21 protein-coding genes are annotated in these 21732 nt (G+C 45.8%); 6 read left to right on the plus strand and 15 right to left on the minus strand.

Going from position 1 to position 21732, the window contains the following annotated elements; genetic code table 11:
• Positions 1–333 precede the first annotated feature (333 nt).
• The 3 genes from GZH47_RS00380 (at position 334) to GZH47_RS00390 (ending at position 3972) form a co-directional block, all read left to right on the plus strand.
• On the plus strand, positions 334–1758 hold the full coding sequence (locus GZH47_RS00380) for a spore germination protein (RefSeq protein ID WP_162638006.1): 1425 nt from the start codon (positions 334–336) through the stop codon (positions 1756–1758).
• Between the two features lie 4 nt (positions 1759–1762).
• Positions 1763–2884, plus strand: coding sequence for a GerAB/ArcD/ProY family transporter (locus GZH47_RS00385; RefSeq protein ID WP_162638007.1), 1122 nt, complete (start codon positions 1763–1765; stop codon positions 2882–2884).
• Between the two features lie 86 nt (positions 2885–2970).
• Positions 2971–3972 (plus strand): Ger(x)C family spore germination protein, encoded by a 1002-nt coding sequence (locus tag GZH47_RS00390; protein WP_162638008.1) that lies wholly within the window; start codon positions 2971–2973, stop codon positions 3970–3972.
• A gap of 16 nt (positions 3973–3988) precedes the next feature.
• Here GZH47_RS00390 and GZH47_RS00395 read toward each other — a convergent pair whose 3' ends face one another.
• Positions 3989–5077: an ATP-binding protein gene (locus tag GZH47_RS00395; protein WP_162638009.1), complete on the minus strand. Its 1089-nt coding sequence runs from the start codon at positions 5075–5077 to the stop codon at positions 3989–3991.
• A gap of 718 nt (positions 5078–5795) precedes the next feature.
• Positions 5796–6707: an AraC family transcriptional regulator gene (locus GZH47_RS00400; protein ID WP_162638010.1), complete on the minus strand. Its 912-nt coding sequence runs from the start codon at positions 6705–6707 to the stop codon at positions 5796–5798.
• A 187-nt stretch (positions 6708–6894) separates the two neighbouring features.
• Here GZH47_RS00400 and GZH47_RS00405 point away from each other — a divergent pair, with 187 nt between their 5' ends.
• Positions 6895–7632 carry an SDR family oxidoreductase gene (locus GZH47_RS00405; protein WP_162638011.1) on the plus strand — a complete coding sequence of 246 codons (738 nt, stop codon included), beginning with the start codon at positions 6895–6897 and terminating at the stop codon, positions 7630–7632.
• A 182-nt stretch (positions 7633–7814) separates the two neighbouring features.
• Here GZH47_RS00405 and GZH47_RS00410 read toward each other — a convergent pair whose 3' ends face one another.
• The 6 genes from GZH47_RS00410 to GZH47_RS00435 all read right to left on the minus strand — a co-directional run bounded on the left by GZH47_RS00410 (position 7815) and on the right by GZH47_RS00435 (position 13457).
• Complete coding sequence (locus GZH47_RS00410) at positions 7815–8576, minus strand: cyclase family protein (RefSeq protein ID WP_162638012.1); 762 nt, start codon at positions 8574–8576, stop codon at positions 7815–7817.
• Positions 8577–8669: 93 nt separating this feature from the next.
• Positions 8670–9206: a P-loop nucleotide/nucleoside kinase family protein gene (locus tag GZH47_RS00415; protein ID WP_225446306.1), complete on the minus strand. Its 537-nt coding sequence runs from the start codon at positions 9204–9206 to the stop codon at positions 8670–8672.
• A gap of 57 nt (positions 9207–9263) precedes the next feature.
• The gene (locus GZH47_RS00420; RefSeq protein WP_162638013.1) at positions 9264–9788 is read right to left on the minus strand and encodes an alpha/beta hydrolase; all 525 of its coding nucleotides are present in this window, start codon (positions 9786–9788) and stop codon (positions 9264–9266) included.
• A 161-nt stretch (positions 9789–9949) separates the two neighbouring features.
• Positions 9950–11353: a hypothetical protein gene (locus GZH47_RS00425; RefSeq protein ID WP_162638014.1), complete on the minus strand. Its 1404-nt coding sequence runs from the start codon at positions 11351–11353 to the stop codon at positions 9950–9952.
• A gap of 56 nt (positions 11354–11409) precedes the next feature.
• Entirely contained in the window at positions 11410–12768 is a 1359-nt protein-coding gene (locus tag GZH47_RS00430; protein ID WP_162638015.1) for a sensor histidine kinase, read from the minus strand.
• Positions 12769–12773: 5 nt separating this feature from the next.
• Entirely contained in the window at positions 12774–13457 is a 684-nt protein-coding gene (locus tag GZH47_RS00435) for a response regulator transcription factor (protein WP_162638016.1), read from the minus strand.
• A gap of 194 nt (positions 13458–13651) precedes the next feature.
• On the opposite strand from GZH47_RS00435, the gene GZH47_RS00440 reads away from it, so the two are divergent.
• Positions 13652–14479, plus strand: a complete 828-nt coding sequence (locus GZH47_RS00440) for an isocitrate lyase/PEP mutase family protein (protein ID WP_162638017.1) — start codon at positions 13652–13654, stop codon at positions 14477–14479.
• Between the two features lie 577 nt (positions 14480–15056).
• Here GZH47_RS00440 and GZH47_RS00445 read toward each other — a convergent pair.
• From GZH47_RS00445 to GZH47_RS00470, 7 genes are all read right to left on the minus strand, one after another.
• Positions 15057–15761: a hypothetical protein gene (locus GZH47_RS00445; RefSeq protein ID WP_192043568.1), complete on the minus strand. Its 705-nt coding sequence runs from the start codon at positions 15759–15761 to the stop codon at positions 15057–15059.
• Positions 15725–16003, minus strand: coding sequence for a hypothetical protein (locus GZH47_RS33825; protein WP_192043569.1), 279 nt, complete (start codon positions 16001–16003; stop codon positions 15725–15727). The genes GZH47_RS00445 and GZH47_RS33825 overlap by 37 nt, the downstream gene beginning before the upstream one ends.
• A 97-nt stretch (positions 16004–16100) precedes the next feature.
• Entirely contained in the window at positions 16101–16694 is a 594-nt protein-coding gene (locus tag GZH47_RS00450; protein WP_162638018.1) for a hypothetical protein, read from the minus strand.
• A 184-nt stretch (positions 16695–16878) separates the two neighbouring features.
• Positions 16879–17568, minus strand: a complete 690-nt coding sequence (locus GZH47_RS00455; protein WP_162638019.1) for a DUF421 domain-containing protein — start codon at positions 17566–17568, stop codon at positions 16879–16881.
• A gap of 156 nt (positions 17569–17724) precedes the next feature.
• Positions 17725–18945 carry an MFS transporter gene (locus GZH47_RS00460; protein WP_162638020.1) on the minus strand — a complete coding sequence of 407 codons (1221 nt, stop codon included), beginning with the start codon at positions 18943–18945 and terminating at the stop codon, positions 17725–17727.
• A gap of 68 nt (positions 18946–19013) precedes the next feature.
• On the minus strand, positions 19014–19589 hold the full coding sequence (locus GZH47_RS00465; RefSeq protein ID WP_162638021.1) for a TetR/AcrR family transcriptional regulator: 576 nt from the start codon (positions 19587–19589) through the stop codon (positions 19014–19016).
• Positions 19590–19712: 123 nt separating this feature from the next.
• A complete protein-coding gene (locus GZH47_RS00470) occupies positions 19713–20621 on the minus strand; it encodes a LysR family transcriptional regulator (RefSeq protein WP_162638022.1) in 909 nt (302 codons plus the stop codon).
• A gap of 147 nt (positions 20622–20768) precedes the next feature.
• Here GZH47_RS00470 and GZH47_RS00475 point away from each other — a divergent pair, with 147 nt between their 5' ends.
• Positions 20769–21611: an SDR family NAD(P)-dependent oxidoreductase gene (locus tag GZH47_RS00475; RefSeq protein ID WP_162638023.1), complete on the plus strand. Its 843-nt coding sequence runs from the start codon at positions 20769–20771 to the stop codon at positions 21609–21611.
• The last annotated feature ends 121 nt before the right edge of the window (positions 21612–21732 follow it).

Raw genomic sequence — 21732 nt, forward strand, 5'->3', positions numbered from 1 at the left:
GGATGAATGGATCGGGGTTTGCCATTTCAATTGTTACCACATTATGCCATGGTTCGACAATCTTCTGCAATATCTTCTTTTTGCATGAATTTTGACTTGCGAGGATTCCAAGTTGATTAGTGAAAAAAAGTACTAAAGGAGATCGGAGACAGCTGACGCATGCGGCTGAAGGACTTATACGCCTTTCGGAGTAAAGAGCAGACTGCCGTTTCCATGATTAAGGGTGAATGTCTTCGTTTCGAGAATTTCCAATCGTTAGTATAAATCGCGATACAGAAAAGCATAATAAAGGAGATCTCAGTGCGCGCTGATTCAGGAGGGAACGAGGGAGCGATGACAGAAATATCTTTAGAAGCTTTAAAGCAGCGCCTCACCCTAATGGAGGACGCGGAGATAATAGATCGAGAGACTACCGACGGGCTTCGTCTGACATTTATTTATCTTGGAACCTTGATCGATCAAGAGCGTCTTAACGAATCGATTCTTGATCCTCTCGTTCGATCATTCCAAAGTTCGGTGGAAAAAAGCCTAACCACCGCCAAAATATCATCTTTATCCAATTTGGCGCAAGCCTTCCAGTATCTCCTGAAGGGTTCAGTGCTTATTCACGACTCATCCAGCGGGCGATGGAACGCTATTATGCTCCCCAACTCTCTTGGCCGGTCCATCGAAACCTCGGAGACGGAAACAATAATGTTCGGTCCGAAAGACAGTTTCAGCGAGCAGCTGGAGCAAAATATCTTGCTGATTAGAAGAAGGCTTCCTTTAACAGCGCTCAAAACAGAGAGATACTCCGTAGGCTCCTTAACCCAAACAACCGTAGTCCTTATGTACATCGATGGACTAATCAATCCAGAATTTGTAGCGGTCGCGAAAAAAAAGCTTTCCAGCATCGACTTCGATATGTTCTTGGACTCTTCGCACGTTGCAGCGTTTATGGAAGACCATTATCACAGCATCTTTCCTCAATATCTCCAGACCGATCGACCGGATTCCTGCGCGTATGCACTAGGCATCGGAAAATTGGTCATTTTAGTCAATAACACGCCTTTCGCCCTAATCGCTCCGATTACGCTGTTTCATTTGTTTCAGTCGCCGGAGGATTATATAAACCGTTGGTTGGTAGCTAGCTTCTTGAGGCCGTTACGCTATCTCAGTTTCCTTCTTTCCATTACTATAATACCCCTTTACGTAGCATTAACGACTCATCATTATCAAATGCTTCCCCTTCAAATTTTATATGTAATCATCGAGTCTCGTAGCAAACTGCCACTATCCCCCTTCTGGGAAGCGTTAATAATTCTTATTACGCTGGAAATCATCAAGGAAGCCAGCCTAAGAATGCCGACCAAAACGAGCCAAACCTTGGGGGTAATTGGAGGAATCGTTATAGGACAAGCAGCGGTTGAAGCCGGATTCGCAAGCAAAGTGCTAATCGTATTGGCAGGCATTTCAGCGATTTCCACTTTTCTCGTTCCAAACTATCTGGTCACCAAATCCAGTTTACTGCTTCAATTCATATTCTTGATTCTCGCGTCCTATTTGGGCGTTCCCGGTATCTTGCTTGGACTCGTCGCCATGTTTGCCCATCTGAACGGGCTTACGTCCTTGAACCAGCCCTACTTGGCGCCGGTTTCTCCGTTTTATTGGAGAGATTGGGTCGATCTCTTCGTCCGAGGGCCGTTACACGCTATGCGCAATCGTCCTGAAGCATTGCGCCCTTTGAACAAGTATCGTATGAACCGAAGGAGTAAATGAACCCATGCAAGCTCTAACGCTATTTCGAAAAACTTCACACCAAGAAAGCGGTTTTTACGCGCTCTTCCTCACCAATAGGCTTCAAATGCTTTATTACATGATTGTCATGCCCTCAGCCCTTGTTCAACCGTATATGTTGTTGGCGATTGTAGCAATGGGCGTAGCCTCCCAATTATGCCTATATATGCTGTCCAAGTGGTTCGCAACCCCCTGCTCTGCCCAAGGGTACCAGGGCTATGAACGATTATTCGGAAAAACAGGCATCAAAGTATTAGCTTTGGCAAGCTTGCCGCTCCTTCTGCTCAAGATCTCTTTCATTTCTATCAGCTATGCCGAAATCATGCACCAATTTGTTTTTCCTTCTATGGACCGAGAATGGCACATCGTGTTTCCTTTTATCCTTAGCTGCTATTTGGCGCTATTTGGAATGGAAAACATGGTACGGTTCGTAACGGTCGTGTTCATTGGAACGATTTGGATCTTCTTTATGTATATTCCGTATTTTTTGTTGCAATCTAATTCGATTCACGATCTATACCCTCTCATCCCGGTTGGACCTGAGCCGTTTGCATGGAAGTCCCTACTGATCGTTTTTTCGTCGTTCTCCGGACCTGAATTTTTAATCGCTATTTCATATTGGCTGAATCCGCAACGGAAAATGCTCAAATATTTGACGATAGCTAACGCCATCTCAATCGGCGAGTATCTCTTTATATCCATTGCGTCCTTGCTCTTCTTCGGCTCCAAATACTTGCCAACCATCAAATATCCGAACGTGGAGATTGGGCGATATCTGCAATCTCCTATATTCGAAAGGGTCGATATAATCCTGATCTCTGCATATATGTTCAGCTTCCTTTACTCGATCGCCTTGTTCGTGTTAATGATATATGGCGCATCTCGTTTGTTAGTCAAGATGAGGACAAGCACTACGCGTATTGGGCTAATCGTTAGCGGATGTGCGGCGATGGCCGTCACCCTTACGATCAGTAAATGGTTTTGGGAGCCCGGGCTCCAACAGGACTTTTGGCTCGACCTGCAAATGTGGACAGGGTCCGCCACTTACTTGTTAGTGCCTCTTCTCGTCTGGATCGCGATCAAGCGCAAAACTAGGACTACGTCATGAAATATATCCTTCGAACAACGATTGTACTACTATCGACTTCTATGTTAATACTCGTGTGCGGTTGCGACCTCTTACCGGAAAACAATATGATTGAAGAAATCACGCCGATCATATTCTGGGCTGTACAGGGTGGAGGAGAAGAAGACGGAAAGATCACAATCAGCACGCTCGTCCCTCCTCTTATCAAGGAGAAGAAGCGAGTCCTTTCCCTTAAGGTCTCTCTATTGAATGAAGGCAACAAGGGGTTTAATTTGACCTATTATAACGAACTGAAGGCCGGTCAAATCCGCTTGCTGTTCGTCGACGAAGCTTATGCGAAACGGGGACTAGCCCGTCTCATCAATACCGTTCTTACCGATCCAAACATTTCGCAACGGCTGTACTTAGTCATTACGAAAGGCAACTTTAACGAATTCCTCGCCAAGCACTTAGGTGAAACAGATAATATCGATTATTACCTTTATCGCATGTTCAAACATTACGAGAAGAAAAAACAAGGCGAAATTACAGTCGTCAATTTGCATCAGTTTATGAAAATGCTATACTCCCAGGTTTCCGATCCCCAGCTACCCGTATTTCGGGCGGAAGGCGAACAGTTCTTGTACGAAGGGACAGCTTTTTTCGACCGGGACAGTATGGTTGCGGAGATACGTGGAAAGGACGATCAAATCAACCAATTGTTGTATAGGGACAGATTCGTACGATATTTAGTCCTTCCTGACCTCGCGGTTACACTAGGGCATATTCGCGCGCATACCAGTAAGAAACTAAACCCGGATTTATCATCCCTGACCATCGATATCGACGTGAAGGGAAGAATTGATGAATTGAATTCGCTCGCAAGAATCGAGGATACCTTCCAATTTGCCGCTCTCACACAAAAAATCGAACGGTACTTGGAGGAGAAAGTCATCCGTTTGCTATCCCAAATGCAAAAATTGCAGATTGACCCCCTTCAAATCGGGGGGATGACTACTAAGCCGTTCTCCAAACCAATATCCAGAGATACTTGGGATCGGCATTGGTCTACTATGAAGATTAATGTAAAAGTGCGGCTACATTTGGAGCCTCTGACAAAGGTGAAATAAGAAGTTGGAATCTTGTTCAAAGACTGCAGATGGGTAAAATCACATCAACAATGGTTCCCTCGTTGACTTTGCTTTCGATATGAATACTCCCTCCGTGTTCGTGGACAATCTTGTTGCTGAGCATTAGGCCTAATCCAGTCCCCTTTTCTTTGGAACTATAATAGGGTTCTCCTATGGATTTCATTCGTTCCGGCGAAATGCCAATTCCCTGGTCTATAAATCGAAATTTGATATACTCTGAATTGTGGGATAGAATCTGCGTTTTGATGATTCCGCCGTTCGGCATAGCGTCAACCGCATTCTGGAGTATGTTAATAAACACTTGCATGATTTGATTCTCATCGCAGTAGATACGTGGTACTTCCGAGTCGTGCTCTTCAATAATATCAATATTGTATAATATGGATTGTGTACTGAATATCAACACCACCTGTTGTAAAATTACCTCCGCATCAACTTCCTTCAATTTCGGAGCTTGAGGTTTGGAGAGTGTTAGAAATCCCCATAATATAGCTTCCAATCTCTGAACCTCAGAGAGAATCAATTCAATATATTCAGGTTTTTCGTTACCTTGGTGTAACAGCTGGGCGAATCCCTTGATCGATGTTAGAGGATTTCTAAACTCATGTGCAACTCCTGCCGCCATTTGACTTACTATCGAAAGCTTTTCAGTTCGTAGAAGGAGTTCTTCTGCCTTCTTTCGTTCCGAAATATCACGAGACCCGTACACGCATTTCACTACTTTACGATTTTCATCAAGTATAGGAGTGCCCCTGGTCTCGATATATACCCAGCTGCCATCTGCTTTTTTACACCTCCACTCAAAATCAAACTTTGATTCTAATGTAACCATGTCATCGAATTGCCTCTTAACGTACGCAAGATCGTCAGGGTGAACGAAATAAAAAGCAGAATTCCCTTCAAATTCACTGGACGGAAACCCCAAAACCAATTCATGGGACGGCGAGGCGTATAGAACTATACCTTCCATATCCACGATACCAACTAAATCCTGGGTATTTTCGGCAACAAAACGATACTTTTCAGCCGTTTGCGGTGGGGGCCAATCGGGATGTTTCATTTGGTCAAATAATGGTTTGGTCACACCTTATTCCTCCTATAGAACATTCGATCTACTTTCCAATTCCTTTGATTCATATCCTTACTAAATGTCAAAGTTATGTATCCAACATATCCCACACATCACCAAGCTTCTTCTACCTTAACCGCCACCTCCAGTTTTTTTCTTTCATCAGTTTAATAACTTAAACCCTCTAGGAAATTTTACCATAGACTTCTGCCTACTTTGTAGCACTAAATAAGACAAAAAGGACAGCTACATACTGCCCTTAAATTACAGTACAATAACCTCTCATTCGCCGCCTGCTGTCCATTTAGAGTACCCATTAAAGCTATTGTTGTTTCTTGCGGATTTCTCTGCGAACGACCGGCATAACTTCCGTAGCCAGTAGTTCGGGCTTTCGCCACTTTGGATAATGGTTGTCCACCCATGTCGAATTGCCCCATAAAATTTTAGGATCGATTGAAATTAATGGGCATCTTCTTGTTATATAGACCTTCCGTTGCAACCGTATTGTCCAAGTTTACCTACATATAAAAATAAAGCCTGAATTTCAAGGTTTTTATTTATTCTTATAGTGGGCAATTTTGTGTCGCTGGACAGAACTTGATCCCATAAATAAAAAAATCCGCGATTTTCGCGACCTTAAATGAGGAGCGTGAAACAAATATCAAATAACTGAAATGATTCTTCCGAAATCGTTATAAGATCAAACAATAAACAGGGCCGTGGCGATTCATCGTCATGGCCCTGTTGCTGCTGTTGCGCGCTGCTCTTGGACATCCAGCTTCGGAGGCAGTCCATACATCCGGGTATACTCCCGGCTGAACTGGGAGGGGCTTTCATATCCAACGCGGAAGGCGGCTTCGGAGGCTTGAACCGTTTCGGTAAGCATCAATCGTCTAGCTTCCTGCAAGCGCAGCGTTTTCTGATATTGAAGCGGGCTCATCGCCGTGACACGTTTGAAATGCTTGTGAAAGGCCGATGTGCTAAGGTTTACTGACTTTGCCAACTGCTCGACTGCGAGCGGATGATCGTATTGCTGGTTAATCATCTGAATCGCTTGAGCAATGCGGTGTGAATGGCTGCCGATGATCGCAAACGGATGGATAAGCGCGCCATGCTCGCCTTGAAGCACGCGGTACAAAATCTCTCGGATAATGAGCGGAGCAAGTATCGGAATGTCCTTCGGCTTGTTTAGCAATTGCAGGAGCCGTATGGAGGCCTCGAGTAATTCCGGAGAGATCCGATTCATCGTTATGCCGCGTGAAGCCTCAGAGGAAACCGGGAGACTGCTCTCTTTTACAATATCCAGAATCACATCGGGGTCGAAGCTCAGCTTCATGCTTAAATACGGAATGTCAGGTGTTGCCTCTACAATTTTGCTGATGATCGGCAGATCAGCGGCAATGACCACATAAGTCATAGGGTCGTACCTGTAAGTTTCATTTCCTAATGTAGCTGTCTTCGCCCCCTGCGCTACCAGGCATATGGAAGGCTTATATACGGATTCCAGCGGCTCTGGCAATTGCGTAGCATGCATCAGTGACAAGTTAGGAACAGAAGTAGGAAACGTGCCGCTCGTTGGAGCGTGGCATTGTATCAAATCCGACATTTGCTGTAACGCCTGCTCCAAACGCAAAGTTTCGTCCATGGCTCGTGAATTCCTTTCTTAAAGAGTGGTTTATGTCATTGTAGCTGGATGAAAGAGAATTAGGCAAGGAACGAACGGTTATGTTCTACCGGTTGTAATCCTTTACTTTATATAATTTATATTGTAGACAGTCACTTGGAATCACCTAATAGAACATCAGAATGAACTTAAAGAGGAGAGATTTAAAATGGGTTTACAAGGAAAAGTCGCAATCGTTACTGGAGCTTCGAGAGGAATTGGCCGTCAAATCGCCATTCATTTGGGGCAAGCAGGCGCAAAAGTTGTCATTAACTATTCCTCCAATCAAGATAAAGCAAATGAAGTTGTAAAGCTGATTGAGCAAGCTGGCGGTGAAGCAGCGGCCATTCGCGGCGATATCAGCAAGTTGAGCGAGGTCGAAGCCTTGTTCTCGGAGTCGCTTGGACAATTTGGACGCGTAGATATCTTAGTAAATAATGCAGGTGTTATGGAAACGACGCCGATTACGGATGTGACGGAAGAGATGTTTGACCGGCAGTTCAATATTAATGTCAAAGGGACCTACTTTGCTTGTCAGCAAGCGATGAGACATATGGCAGGCGGCGGAACGATCATCAATTTCTCGACATCCGTATCCGGTGCCATGCTCCCGACCTATAGTGTTTATGCCGCAACAAAAGGCGCAATTGAGCAGTTAACCCGTCAACTGGCCAAAGAATTCGCTCCAAAGAATATCATTATCAATTGTATAGCACCTGGACAGGTTTCGACCGAGTTGTTCCTGAACGGCAAATCCGAGGAGCTTGTTGATTCGTTCCGCCGGATGAATGCGTTTGGACGCCTTGGGGAACCAGACGATATAGCTAATGCCGTAGATTTGCTTGTAAGCGACAAAGCTCGTTGGATTACCGGACAGACGATTCGCGTGAACGGCGGGTTTAATTAATTCTAAAAAAGATCGCCTGCACCTGCTTGATTGGTGTATGGCGATCTCTTTCTCATTGTGCCACTCGAACTTCCGGTTGGCGGACCTATATCGAACTAACGTTCCTCTTCTAGTTACTTATCCTCCGGTAAGATTATCTTCTTCTCCCTCACCAGACCCTATCCTTTGGTTTTTGTCGATCATCAATTTTCTTCAATAATGGCCACTGGTCTTGACCAACCCGCACTGCCTCGTTCCACCTTGATCGGGAAACAGCATACTTTAAAACCGAACGGTTTCGGGATCTGCTCCAAATTCGCGAGTTTCTCGATCTGGCAATATTCTCGGTCTTTGCCGACGTAATGCGCAGCCCATAGCACGCCTTCCCTCGGCTCCTTCCGGTACGCTTCAGCTTGAAGGTTGAGCGGAATGTCCCAGCCCCAGCCGTCCGTGCCCACTACTTTTATGCCCTGGTCCAGCAGCCATTCGGTAGCTTCGGCAGACACGCCCGCATGCAGAAACGCATAATGCTCATGAAACAGATGCTTATCCGCGTCGCTGCGGATGAGGACGATATCGTAGGGCTTCAAGGTGTACCCGATTCGTTCGAGCGCCGCTATCAAGTCCTGCTTCGTAATCTCGTAACCTGGGGGCTTCGCGCTAAAGTCCAGCAGAACGCCGTCCCCGAAAAACCACTCCAGCGGCATTTCGTCGATCGTTCGTGCGGGCTTTCCTTCCGAGGTTGGCCAGTAATGCCATGGCGCATCAATATGCGTGCCCGCATGGGTATTCAAGGTTACGGTCTCGGTTGCCCATGCTTTGCTATCCGGGAAGTCGTCCGCATGCAGACCTAGCGCGGCCGCGGCCTGCCTTGCTCCGTCTTCATGACTGGCGTACTCGATCTTCGCCGGCAGCGGCTCACGAATCCGCGGGCTGATCGAAACGCTTAAATCGATAAGCTTCATCTTCCATTCCTTCTTTTCTCTTTAAGTTAGTTCAGACCCTTGTCCTGCTTTATGCTCTAGCGAACGCGAATCTGAGGCGTCAGCGATTTTGTACTAGTTATCTATAACAATTTCTCCTTCATCCGTTGGTTCTTCAAACCCATTGAGAAAAGTCGTTAACAACTCCTCTGTAATCGTAAAGGCAGCATTTGCATCAAAACGTTGGCTTCGAATCTTAAGGCGCTTTCGCAATTCATCAGGATGCACTTTCAAGTAAATGAGTTTCCATGTACCTCCGGCGTTCTCAATCAGCCGCTTATATTCATTTCTTTCCGACTTGTTCCAAAAACTGGAGTCAACCACCACCCGGTTTTTATCTTGAATGAGCTGGACGATCTTATTGCGCAATCTAATATGTCCTTCATTTAAGAATTCCCTATACTTTTCAATGGGATAATCGATTCCATATCGTCCGTTAGCGGACCATACTTCCTCGTCAATAGAAAGGCGAGTATACCCATACTCCTCCATTTTTTGAGAGAAGGTAGTTTTCCCCGATCCCGCTATTCCGCACATTAATATAACTAAAGACTTTTCAGGATCTCTTTCTGAACCAAGCAAACCCTCTATATCCACTTCTTCTAACATCATATATCCCTCCTAATCTACTCAGCGGCATCGGCAGCCTGTTCTCAGACTTTTTTCTTATTATTTATTATACCTTTTCTCGAAGAATAACAAGACATCTTTCAAATGCTCGCTCCAATATTCCCATGTATGACCGCCATGAAATTCCGCATATTCGTGATCATAATTGATTTTAGTTAAATAATCATGAAATTCAACGTTAAAGTTATACAACCGGTCATCTTTACCACAGTTGATATAGATGTCAGGAAAATCTGTCTTAGCATCTTTCTTTCGTAGCTCTGCAAGAACATGCAAATCATATGAATTCGCATAAGAACCTCGATGAGGACCGAAGATTTGGGGGAAATTTAAACTATCGAACACCTCTTTCTCTATGTGATTAAACGAACTGAGTGCCCCAGATAAACTGGCTGCTGCCCCAAACACATTCGGATTGCGCAGAGCAAGCATAACAGCCCCGTACCCACCCATGGATAGTCCAGCCACCGATCTCATCTTCTTGCTTGAAATCGTACGGTATGCTACATCAATTTCTGCCACCATATCATCTATTATGTAATGTTCAAAGCTTAATCTGTTCACCCCCTACTAGACCCCTATTCTTACATCAACGAGCGATTTCAGGCAAAACTAAACGGCCTCAGTCCGATGGAATACGGGACGAAGGCCGCTTAATTGATTTTAATTATTTCGACTGTCTACTTGACGGAGTGCAGTTCAAGTCGGCAGCCTTTTTCATAATCCTACTTCTTATTTTTGAGCTCAACCATCGATGAAGTATGATCGATGAAATCTTCAACTTCCTTCTGTGCAGCCTGCTTTTTCTGGTCAACTTGTTCTTGCGTGATGTCACCTTTTGCTTGGACAGCATCTAGCTTTGCACTGATGTCAGACATGAGCGTATCGATTAGCTTTTGTCGGGATACATCATGGTCCTTTGCAATGTCTGCAAACGATTTGCCAGCTTGAACCTGTTCAGCGAAAGTCGCTTTGTCAATACCGAGCAATTCAAAAGCAGCCATCATGTTATACTCGCCAATACCCTGCTTTCTCACTTCTTGCTCTTTGTTCAGCGGAGTATTGAAGACGCGCTCTGCTTCCACAGCTGCCTTCTTGTGTGCGTTTTCCTTCTGCTCATCCGTAAGTCCGTTAGGGCTCTTTGCCTGAATTTCGTCACTAATTTCCTTTGTTAATTCGTCAATAAGGGGCTGGACTTCGATGTGCTTCTCTTTTGCGATGTCAGCTAACGACTTCCCAGCCTCTAGCGCTTTTTGAAATGCAGCTTTATCTAGACCAAGCTTGTCTGTGGCGATTTGCTGAAAATCTAGCTTCATTTCGACTTCGGAGTTTGCGTCTTTACTTGGCTTACCTTCGAAGCTCTCCTTCTTCTTAAACAACTCCGGCGTATGATCGACGAAATCCTCTACATCTTGGAGAGCTGCCTGTTTTTTCTCTTCTGCTTGCACTTGCGTTACATCACCGTTTTTCTTAAGCTCATCGAGCTTAAGAAAAACGGTGGATATTAGGGCATCAATCAACTGCTGGCGAGTTACGTTGTGATCCTTCCCAATGTCGACTAACGATTTACCGGCATGAACATGATCAGCGAAAGCCGCCTTGTCGATTCCGAGCAGTTCAAGTGCGGCAGCCAAATTCAAATCGCTACCCTCTTGCCGTGTACTTTCTTTATTCAGCGGTTCTGTGAAGATGCGTTCTGCTTCCATGGATGCCTTCTTCTTCACATTTTCTTTCTCTTCATCCGTCAGCGTCTTGGAGTCGAGATTGACCAGAATTTCATCATTGATTTCCTTCGTCAGCTCATCAATCAGCGGTTGAAGTTCAATACGCTTCTCTTTCGCGATATCAGCTAGCGACTTGCCAGCTTTCTGCGCTTGTTCAAAAGCAGTTTGATCCAAACCAAGCTTTGTTTTTGCAATGGTTTGTAAATCTAATTGCAATTTGCCGTCTTTGTTAGGAGACGGCTTCTCACCTTGCTTACCAGCTGGTGCCGCTTCCCCGGCAACAATGCTTGCCTTCTTGTCCTCTTGACTAGATTTACCGCTCAGGTTGTCTGCTGCATATGCAGTTACCGGCACTGCAATGGCAATTAGTAAAGCCGCGCTTGCAAGTTTCCAATTCTTCTTCATTGATATCCCTTCCTTGTTTGGATTTCCCTTCTAAATGAAGAAGGCGCCTACATCATTTAAGTTAAGGTATCATTCTGAAAAGAATCTGAAATGATCGGAAGTATGACACGAAATGTTGTGCCAACCTGAGGGGTGCTCCACACTTCTATCTTTGCTCGGTGAGCATCTACGATTTGTTTAGCAATCGCAAGACCGAGGCCGGTTCCTTCCGAACGGCGAGTCCGGGCTTTATCCATTCGATAAAATCGTTCGAAGATACGTGGAAGATGCTCTTCCTCTATCCCTATCCCGGTGTCGCTAACAATAAGGATGATGTTCTGCTGATTCCTTAATAACGAGACTGTGACATTACCGCCTTCTCGGTTGTACTGTATCGCATTCTCGATCAGGATCAAGATGAGTTGCCGAATCCGCACTTCGTCTGCCTGAATCCATGCTTTATCATCGTCTGATAAGTTATGATTGTCCTCCCACCTCAACTCCACTTGCTTTGAAGCAGAGATCGGCTGCAATTGCTCCATGACTTGACGGATCGCATGCCGAAGGGGAAATTCAGAGGTAACCAAGTCAAGACGGCCGTTGTCGCTTCGGGCAAGAACAAGTAAGTTCTCGACCAATCGGCTCATATGATGGATTTCACGACTAGATTTCATCAATACGTTACGGTGGAAATCGGGAAGTTTATCGCGCTCTTCATCCAGGACTTCATATGCCGCTTTCAAAATACTAAGTGGTGTCCTCAATTCATGCGACGCATCTGAAGTAAACTGTTCCTGCCGGTGGAATGCCTGCGCGATTGGACCCATCGCACGTCCGGCCAAGATGAAACCAGCCGCACCCCCAGCTGCCAGCATGAGCAAGGCAAACCCTGCGAAAGCCCATCGCAATTGGGTAATCAGCTTGTAATCATTGGTCACTTCTTGCGCGACGACAATTTTGTAATCCATAAGTTTACCAGTAGTAATGATTGTTCCGCCAACACGGAATGTTCGTCCATCAGCGTTAATGTTTCTATATTCGTTATCTGGATCCCCGTGCATGCTAGGTAAGAGGGCGCTAAGCGGAAAGTTCACGCCTAGCGGGTTCTTGTCGGAAATCGAGGATTGAAAGACCGTTTCACCATTAGGATCGAACAACCACGCCATTTGGTTTAGCTGCAGCCCGCCTGGTTCATAAAATGAGTTTAGCTTATTCTTATCGAACGCTGGATCGAACAAAACAGCCCCTTTTGGCGACTCAATCAACTTCTGCAGTTCAGCCTTATACTGACCGGTCAATGATGTGAGCTGATTATCTTCTGTAGAAGTCAACATCTGCTGAACCATCCATAAAGAAAAGAAGGCAGAGATCATCAGTATAATGCCAATGGTAAGCGAGAATTCTCGCGTTAGTCTTGTTCGCGTCCGTTTGAACATGGATCTCACTCTCCACCTATAATGAACCTATAGCCAGCGCCATAAACGCTTTGGATGCATTTTGTCTCATATGGCCCGTCCACTTTCTTTCGCAGCAAACGAATTGTAGCATCGACAACGTTTAAGGTCACATCCGAAGCGAGTCCCCATACATGATCAAGCAGCTGTTCGCGCGAAAGGACTTGTCCTGCATGGCGCATCAAACATATGAGCAACTGAAACTCTCGTCTTGTTAGTAGGATCGCGGTTCCTCTTCGGCTCACCTCAAACCGGTCTAAATGCGCAGAAACATCTCCTAGTGTAAGCATATCCGACGATTGGTAGCCCCGATCCTGCCTTCGGAATAAGGCGATTAGCCTAGCCTCCAACTCTTCAAATGCAAAAGGCTTTATCATATAGTCATCTGCCCCGGCTCGTAAACCTTCCACTCTGTCTTGAACGGCATCTCGTGCCGTTAACAGGAGAATCGGAGTATGATCTTCCTTCCTGCGAATCTCCCTTACAAGCTCTAAGCCTGTCATCTCGGGCAGCATCCAATCAAGAACGTATACGTCATAACGACCAGCTGAAATCGCCGCTCTAGCTTGAAGGCCATCCTTCATCCAATCAACAACATGATACTGTCGTTTCAATTGATGCTCAGTTAGTTCCCCAAGCGTTTCATCATCTTCAGCCAGTAAAATACGCACAGTCACTTCCCCTTTTCAAAAACGCTCATCGATTACAAATATACCAGTGAATTCTGAAATGAAAATGAAAATACCAGCTGCATTTGCAACCTCATCTGCAATATTTCAATCTATAATAGGAGTAGCGAGGGATAAATACTGAATCCGTCACCACATATTCAACTTGCAAATTTAAAAGAAATGAGTGATATAGCATGAATATCCGAAAAGACCAGTTTAAGCTCTTTAAAGAGTTACATGATCAAGCCAGCACGTTTATTTTGCCAAACGCATGGGATGTAAATAGTGCAAAATTGTTTGAGGCCGCTGGTTTCAAAGCACTCGGTACGACAAGTGCTGGAATCTCCGCAGCTCTTGGCTATACGGATGGAGAACAAATTCCTTTTGCAGACGTTCTAGGCATCGCAAGTAGAATGATTAAATCTTTATCTATTCCAGTTACAGTTGATATTGAACAGGGTTATGCCCAGGATGATAAAACGTTGCTTCAGAATATGAACGGTTTAATTGAAATTGGAGCCGTAGGAATTAATATTGAGGATGGGTTTCATTACTTAGATAGTGAGAGTGAACATGTCTTTAGTATGGTAGATCGAATAAAGACAATTAAACAGCATAGTAACCGAATAGGCGAGCCTATGTTTATTAACGCACGCGTAGATACCTACTGGCTGAAAGTACTCTCTGAAGAGAATAGATTCATACACACGATTGAAAAGGCGAATTCATATCTTGCTGCAGGAGCAGATTGTATATTTATCCCTTCGGTTGACGACCCAAAGTTAATGGAACAATTGATTTCCCGAATAAATGGACCGATAAATTTCCTGCTAGGAAAAAACACACCAAGTCAAGAGGCCTTAACACAGATAGGCGTAGCTCGATTAAGTACCGGTTCTGCTCCCTTTAGAAAGATCACTGCCGTACTCCAAGGAATTAGCTCGGAACTTCGAGATGGAAAGTATGAGTCTTTATTGCAAGATACTCTACCGTATTCAGAAATGTTTGATCATTTAAAATAGCCGTTGCGCTGAACTCCCAATTCTTTAATGAAAACGGCAGCTGATCATTTGACCAGCTGCCGCATATCATCAATGAATTTATAGAACCTCGTTAGGCTTTTAATACGTTTTTTGTATGGGCAATACCGAGTAACCGCTATTGGTTAAAGCCTCGGCTGGTACGCACAACCGTAATAGCGACTGAATCCTAAGTGAACCTCCATTTTGTTTATTAGCCTCAAATCTGCATTGATTTGCGATAATTCGCTTGGAAAACGTTACGCACGAGCTTTTGGAACTCATCCTCAGGTTGCCGTCGGAGCATTTCAGAGACATCTTCTACCTTAATTTTCCTCAATTCTGTCGGCGTTTTTATAGCGGAAGTCAATCGGAAACCCTCATCATTTAGCTTTTCTGTGACTTTCGCTGTGTTCCCGATCTCAGCGTAATATTTATAGGTTTGCTTAATCAGATCACCATTGGGTTCGTAGCTGTTGTACAAGTCAAGGTATTGCTAGAGGTTATCAATTATTATTTTCACTTCGTCAATCCTCATTGTCATGCTTTGCCTCCCATAAGGTCTTAAAATCTCTACGATTCAGGAACTATATGTAACTTGATCCTTATTATTACGTTCAAAAATGGTTCTAATTACTTCGAGACAGATTTTTGACGCAATATTTGATAGTTCTAAACTATCAATGTGCCAATCATCCCAAACTTCATCTACTAAACAATCGCTAATGAAGCCAATCCAAGTACTCGCAATATTGCACGATTCACAGGCTGCAAATAAGGCCGATGTTTCAAGATTTACAATGTCTGCCCCCCATGTACCTGTCAATCCCCCGTCTATCGTTACGATAGACCCCGGCTCAACTACGCCTTCAACGCCTTCGCAAGAAAACTTCCATTTCTTGCATGCCGGATAAATCGCCGTCAAGTCAACCTCAAAGGAACGGGTCTCCGACCCCAAATTCGTCAGCTGGAAGGCCTGTTCCTCGTATCTGTAACTTAACTGGTAGCCGCTCTGTTCAAGAACGACGCTGCCGTAATTCATCACTCGTGGAGAGATCTGCAAATCAGCCTCGAACGTCTGGCGAATGCTTAAGTATTCATGGATAAGGACCCAGGAATATACGCACGGATATTCGTAATAATGCGCTGCTCCATGCCAATCTTTGTCGTCGATATAATAAACATAATTCATATCATACCGCTCGCCCATGACATAGCCTTCTTTGGCAGCTTGCTCCGCCACGCGCATTAACTGACCCACAATACTTTCCGATTGTTCTTCCATGTCCAGTACGCAGCATCCCAGCACCAATAACGTCCCGCTGCGCATAAATCATAGGGACCTCCGTCGCCAATCTCGGCTTGCGTATACTGATCGATATGAGCGGCAAGGAACGTAGGGAAACGCTGGAATGGATCGATATGCTCTTCGACAAGCGCCGTGATGTGTGCTTCTTGTTCCTTCGAGGCGTATCCGAATAGGACAGGCAGGATATTGGCCCCACCAATGAGACCGGTTTCTTTCAACGGTCTACAAGCCGAATATTCGCGTGTCAATAGTCACTCTACCAGCGATTCAGTTATGTCGAATAAGCAGCAAGCTCCAACTTAGCAATGCGTCTTTTCATTTTTTGCGCTTGAGGAATACTATCGCTCCAACGACTAATAGCACGATAATGAATCCGGCAGAAGACAATAAGACGATAGTTAATCGACTCAACGAATTGTCTTTTCCCCATACTTCTGCAGCTTGACCTGGTGTCTTTATCTCTTCATGGTGGGCTGAAGCAAACTCCTGCGCTACAGCGGAGGGAGATTCATTATGTGCGATATCGACCCTCACAGTATTATTATCCTCTACCGGCAAAGCCGATTTAGCACCTGGAAATAAAACTTCCGGATCCGGTCCCACTTTCTTTAAATAGAAGAAGTATGTCTTTCCTGCTTTATAACGGGTCGACATGTCTTCACAAATCCCTACAGCACTTGGTGTTGTAGCTGGAAAATGTACAAGCTTCGGAGCGTCTCCGGGTCCTATATATTGAATAACTTTCACGTGTGCAATTCTGCCATGGTTGTCAGTGCTAATTACTGTCCCTTTAATCATAGCAATGGACTTTTCGGACATTTCATCGGAATCCCATCCCGGATCACATGCATAAATAACCTGAGCACCCAAGAATACGAATAGCAGTGCTAAACATGTTAAATACTTCAACAAGAATCCCCCACTTAACCTACATTTACCTTCAAGACGAAATAAATCACTGAATGTTACATGTACTGCACCAGTAAAAAATCCTTGAAAACACAAAAAAACACCATCTAAAGGTGCTTTGCGTCTCCAAACAAAAAGGCGCCACAAGGGCGCCTTTTATAAAAACATCACCTGCCAAGCACATCTACGGTATCGCACGGTCTCCGGTTTGTATCGTGATTTTGCCTGTGTCATCAACTTGCGCAAGATAGACCTCATCGAGGTCCACACCATTTTCGGATAACTGTTTGCTGAGCCATATCCGATTGAATCCCGAACGGCGAAGCGTGTCTTCGATCACAAAACCGTCCATGACTACGCTTTGCGGCTCACGTTCTGGCTGTACCGTTAAACCAAGTGTTTTAGCAGTGAGCGGCTGCTGTTCTTTTGTAAGCAGAAACGTGATTTCGCCGTTAGCTTCCATGACTGCATACTCTACATCGGCGAGCTGTTGGATACTGTTGCCGCGCATTTGCATCATGAATTCGTCGAGCGTTACGCGAACCTTATTCATGTTTTTCTTGATTATAGTCCCCTTCTCGACTAACACTGTTCCCTTTCCGTCTACAATGCCGCGAACCCATCTGCTCCAAAGCGTTGCGTACTCCATGAGTACCGATACAAGAACCCATGTAGCTAACGCGAGCACACCCAGATACCATTTTTGATCGCTATCTAGTGCGATGTATGCCGAGATATTACCGAGAGAAGCACCCGTAATGTATTCAAACAGTGACAGCTGTGAAACTTGCCGTTTGCCGAGTATCTTCGTCATAATGAACAGTATGGATACGGCAGATAGCGTGCGCAGCATAATTTCAACCCATGTTGGCAAAAAAAGACACCCCTTTCCTCATGGGTAAGATGTCCACCTTGTATGTTTACTATGCAGAATTTGAGGCCTTTAGGTTTAGAAAAATCTGCATAAAAAGGATAACGCAGGACAAATTAGTCACAAACATATCTTCATTCTTTATTTATTGAAAGAGATTTAATGGATTTCAAGATCTTCCTTCCTTAATCTCGAAAACTCCGTCGCATAATACGCCATGGCGATGGCCGGTAAGGCGATTCCGATCAGCAGTGCCGCCTCCCAGCCCCCGGCTGCGTAAGCCCATCCACCTGCCGCTGAGCCGATAGCGCCCCCTAAAAAGAAAATGGCCATATACAAACCGTTAAGCCTGCTGCGAAATTCCGCTCCTAAAGAGAAAATCACCCGCTGTCCGAGAACCATGTTGGCGGAAACCCCCATGTCAAGTAAAATGGCCGCAACTACGAGGATGGGAACCGCGAGTGCGGAACTTGATGGAACCAGCAAGGGAAGCAGCCCGGATAAGATGACGATGCCCAATGCCCATCCTGTAGCCGGGCGAACCCATCCACGGTCTGCCATACGGCCCGCCGCTGGAGCCACAATTGCCCCCATTACCCCGACCAATGCGAACAGGGCGACCTCCTTCTGAGTAAAATGGAATTGAGGACTTGTCAATACCAACGGAACTGTAGTCCAAAATAAACTGAACGTTCCGAATACGCAAGCATGATAAATTGCTCTCCGGCGCAATGACGGTGTCGCCTTCAGCAGATGCACCATGGAGTGCAGCAACGCCGGGTAAGCTGTGGCGGTCGAAGGCTTCCTTGAGGGTAGTGCCTTTGCCAATACAAGTGCCAGCGCGAAAATCAATGCTGCGGAGATGAAATATATGGCGCGCCAGCCCATATACTCAGCCACCAAGCTTGAAACGGGACGCGCGAGCATAATCCCCAGAAGCAGCCCGCTCATGACGTTGCCCACATTGCGACCGCGGACGGCTTCGGGCGAAAGATGAGCCGCATACGGCACAAGGATTTGTGCTGCTACGGAACCTACTCCGATCGCGAGTGAAGCGGTGAGGAACAGGATGGCGCTTTTGACTACTGCGGCAATTGTCAATACGGCGGCTGTAAGGAGCAGTGATGAAAGGATCAACTTGCGATTCTCCAGGATATCTCCCAACGGCACGATAAATAGCAAGCCGATCCCGTAGCCGACTTGGGTCAACGTAACGATGAGTGCGGCAGCCCCGGAGGAGAGCCCGATGGCCGAACCGATCGAGCCTATCAAGGGTTGAGCATAATAAAGATTTGCCGCTATGATGCCGCAAGCGGCTGCCAGGATAATAATCAGCGCTGGCGAAACCGATTTTTCCTTTGGAATGGAAGATGAATGCATAGAAAGTCCCCTTTGCTTATCGGAAATTTTCCGGAACAATCGTTCCGGAATGTGTAAAAAAAATTGTTTTATAGCATTTCCATCACCATGTCTACCATCTGCTGCATCTTGCTGCGGTCGCCTTGCACCTTCGCGACGATATTTATACTATGATTCAGGTTCGAGAGCAGATATGATAACGTCTTGATATCTTTCTCAGGCTTGATTTCTCCCGTCTCCTGACCTTTACGCAGCAGCTCGTGGAACGATTTCTCCAACTCGTCGAACCGTTCCCTGACCAACGCATTCAGCTGTTCATCTGGCGAATCCATGCCGATTGCTGCGTTAGTAATGAGACAGCCCTTCGGCGTCTCGCCGTCCAAAGCGGAATCGATGTGGACCTCGAAGTACTGCCGGATTCCCGATTTTGCGGATGTCGCATTCAGAAGGATGTCCCGTTTGGCTTGCTTCCACTTCTTGTACCAGTTGAACGCCTCGATATAAAGCGTTTGTTTGTCCCCGAACGTTTCGTAGAGACTTGATCTGCTCAGCTCCATGGCTTCCAGCAAATCGGGAATGCTAGCCGCTTCGTAGCCCTTCTTCCAAAAAACGAGCATCGCTTTATGAAGCACGGCTTCTTTATCAAACTCTTTATAGCGTCCCATGGTTCTCCCTCCGTTTCCGTGGGTATAGTATATCCTTTTCTGGAACGATAAGTCCAGTATTTGCAAACGAGAAAAAAAGCAGACGGAGAAATACTGGCGACAGTGCTTCCCATCTGCTTTTTCTTACTTTGGTTCGCCCAGTCTGTCAACGTTCATTTCTTGTATGAGTGCTATGAATTGATGGAGTTCCTCCGATGGATGTAATGGATACAGCAATCCATATGGAAGTGCAAAATCCAAATCACTGGGGATCGTCACCAAGGATGGATGAATATCTGCCCACGCCTCCAACGTCAGCATAACCGTATTGCTTTCCTCGCAGCGATTAAATACATCAAGGTCGTAGAGCCGCGGCACCTCTTTCATTCGTATTTGAGGATGATTCTTTATCAGGAAATCACGAATCTCATGTATGACCGAGCAGTTCCCTCCATTCACCACAGCCAATCTTTCCCCATACAAATCCGTTACAGAAATTGTCTTCTTAGAAGCCAGCCTATGGTGCCGAGATACGGCAAAGCACAAACGGTAACTCCCCAATTCGAGCATCCGGTAGTGAGCCTTCCAGCGGTCTGCAAGAAATGGCCCTACCATGATATCGAACGATTGACCGATCGTACGGTAAGTGGCCGGGAGTGTATGGGCGTCATCTTCGAAATGAACGATACTTATTCCGAATTGCGGGGACAAGCTGCTGATTCCATTCCACAGATCAATCAAAACCTTGCATGGGTTAAGCATAGAAGTTCCGACCCGAACAATATACCGATTTGCTTGCGCGGCCTGACGCATGCGGATCAGAGATTCTTGATAATATTGCAGCATGAATTTCGCATCCTTGATAAAGGCTGCTCCTGCCTCCGTGAGCCTGACACCGTGGTTGGTACGGTTCAATAGAGGGATTCCGGCTTGCTTTTCCAATACATTCATTTGCTTCATCACTGCGGTTGAAGAAATAAAGAGCTTTTCGGCTGCTTTAGAGAAGCTCCCAGTCTCCGCCACTTGAACAAACGTCTTCAGTTGTTCATTCATTCAGAAAGCCCCTCCATTTGCATAAACCAATCGTTCACACCATGCTAACCTATTTGAAGTTCCTTATCAAGCAGTTAAACCGTAACATTAGACAAGAACGACAGAGAACAAAAAACACTACACGCAGGAATATTGGAGGAGAAAACGATGGAAAACAAAGTCTGGTTCATTACAGGAGCCTCTCGCGGATTAGGGCGTATTTGGGCCGAGGCCGCTCTCTCGCGCGGGGATAAAGTTGCCGCGACTGCTCGCACACCGGAAAGCATTTCCGATCTTAAGGAACGTTTTGGAGACGCCGTTCTACCCTTAGCCCTTGATGTGACGGATGCCCGTCAGGTCGAACATGTCGTTCAGCTGGCACATGCGCATTTCGGCAGGCTGGACGTCATCCTTAACAATGCCGGATACACGTTGGTTGGCACGACTGAAGAGGCTGACGAATCCGACGTCCGCGAGCTATTTGACGCTAATTACTTTGGTACTCTTCGTGTTATCCAAGCTGCGCTGCCTCTGCTTCGACTGCAGGGCAGCGGGCACATTCTCGGAGTCTCAAGCGCCATGGGCATTGTTGCGGCGCCTCTAATCGGCTTCTATTGTGCATCCAAATGGGCGGTCGAAGCACTGCACGATAGCCTCGCGCAAGAGGTTAAAGGCTTCGGCATTAAGGTTACGTTGCTCGAGCCCGGCGCCTATGCAACTGATTTTGGAAGTCCCTTGTCCATGAAGAGATCACAGGGATTGGAAGTCTATGATGAACTTCGAAGGGATGTGTTTGGCCGTTTATCGACTGAACGTCGAGGCGACCCTCGGGCAACAGCCGAAGCGATTCTTCAAATCGCAGATGCCCAAGAACCTCCTCTGCGTTTTGCGGTCGGCGCTGGGGTGTTGCCTTTAGTACGCGGAGCTTATGCGGATCGATTAGCCGCTTGGGAAGCATGGGAGGCTGTATCGAACGAAGCGCAAGGCAACAACCCGACCGAAAACGCATAATTCAGATACTTCTCGCGTATAGCAGCCAATTTCCTGGTTGTCCAGTCTAGTCGTTATTGTGAAGCCGAATCAGTTTCTTAGTAGGTGAACCTTTCATAGGAAAGTTAATCCTAAACTTGCG

The organism is Paenibacillus rhizovicinus, assembly GCF_010365285.1.
In the GTDB taxonomy this organism is placed as follows: Bacteria; Bacillota; Bacilli; order Paenibacillales; family Paenibacillaceae; genus Paenibacillus_Z; species Paenibacillus_Z rhizovicinus.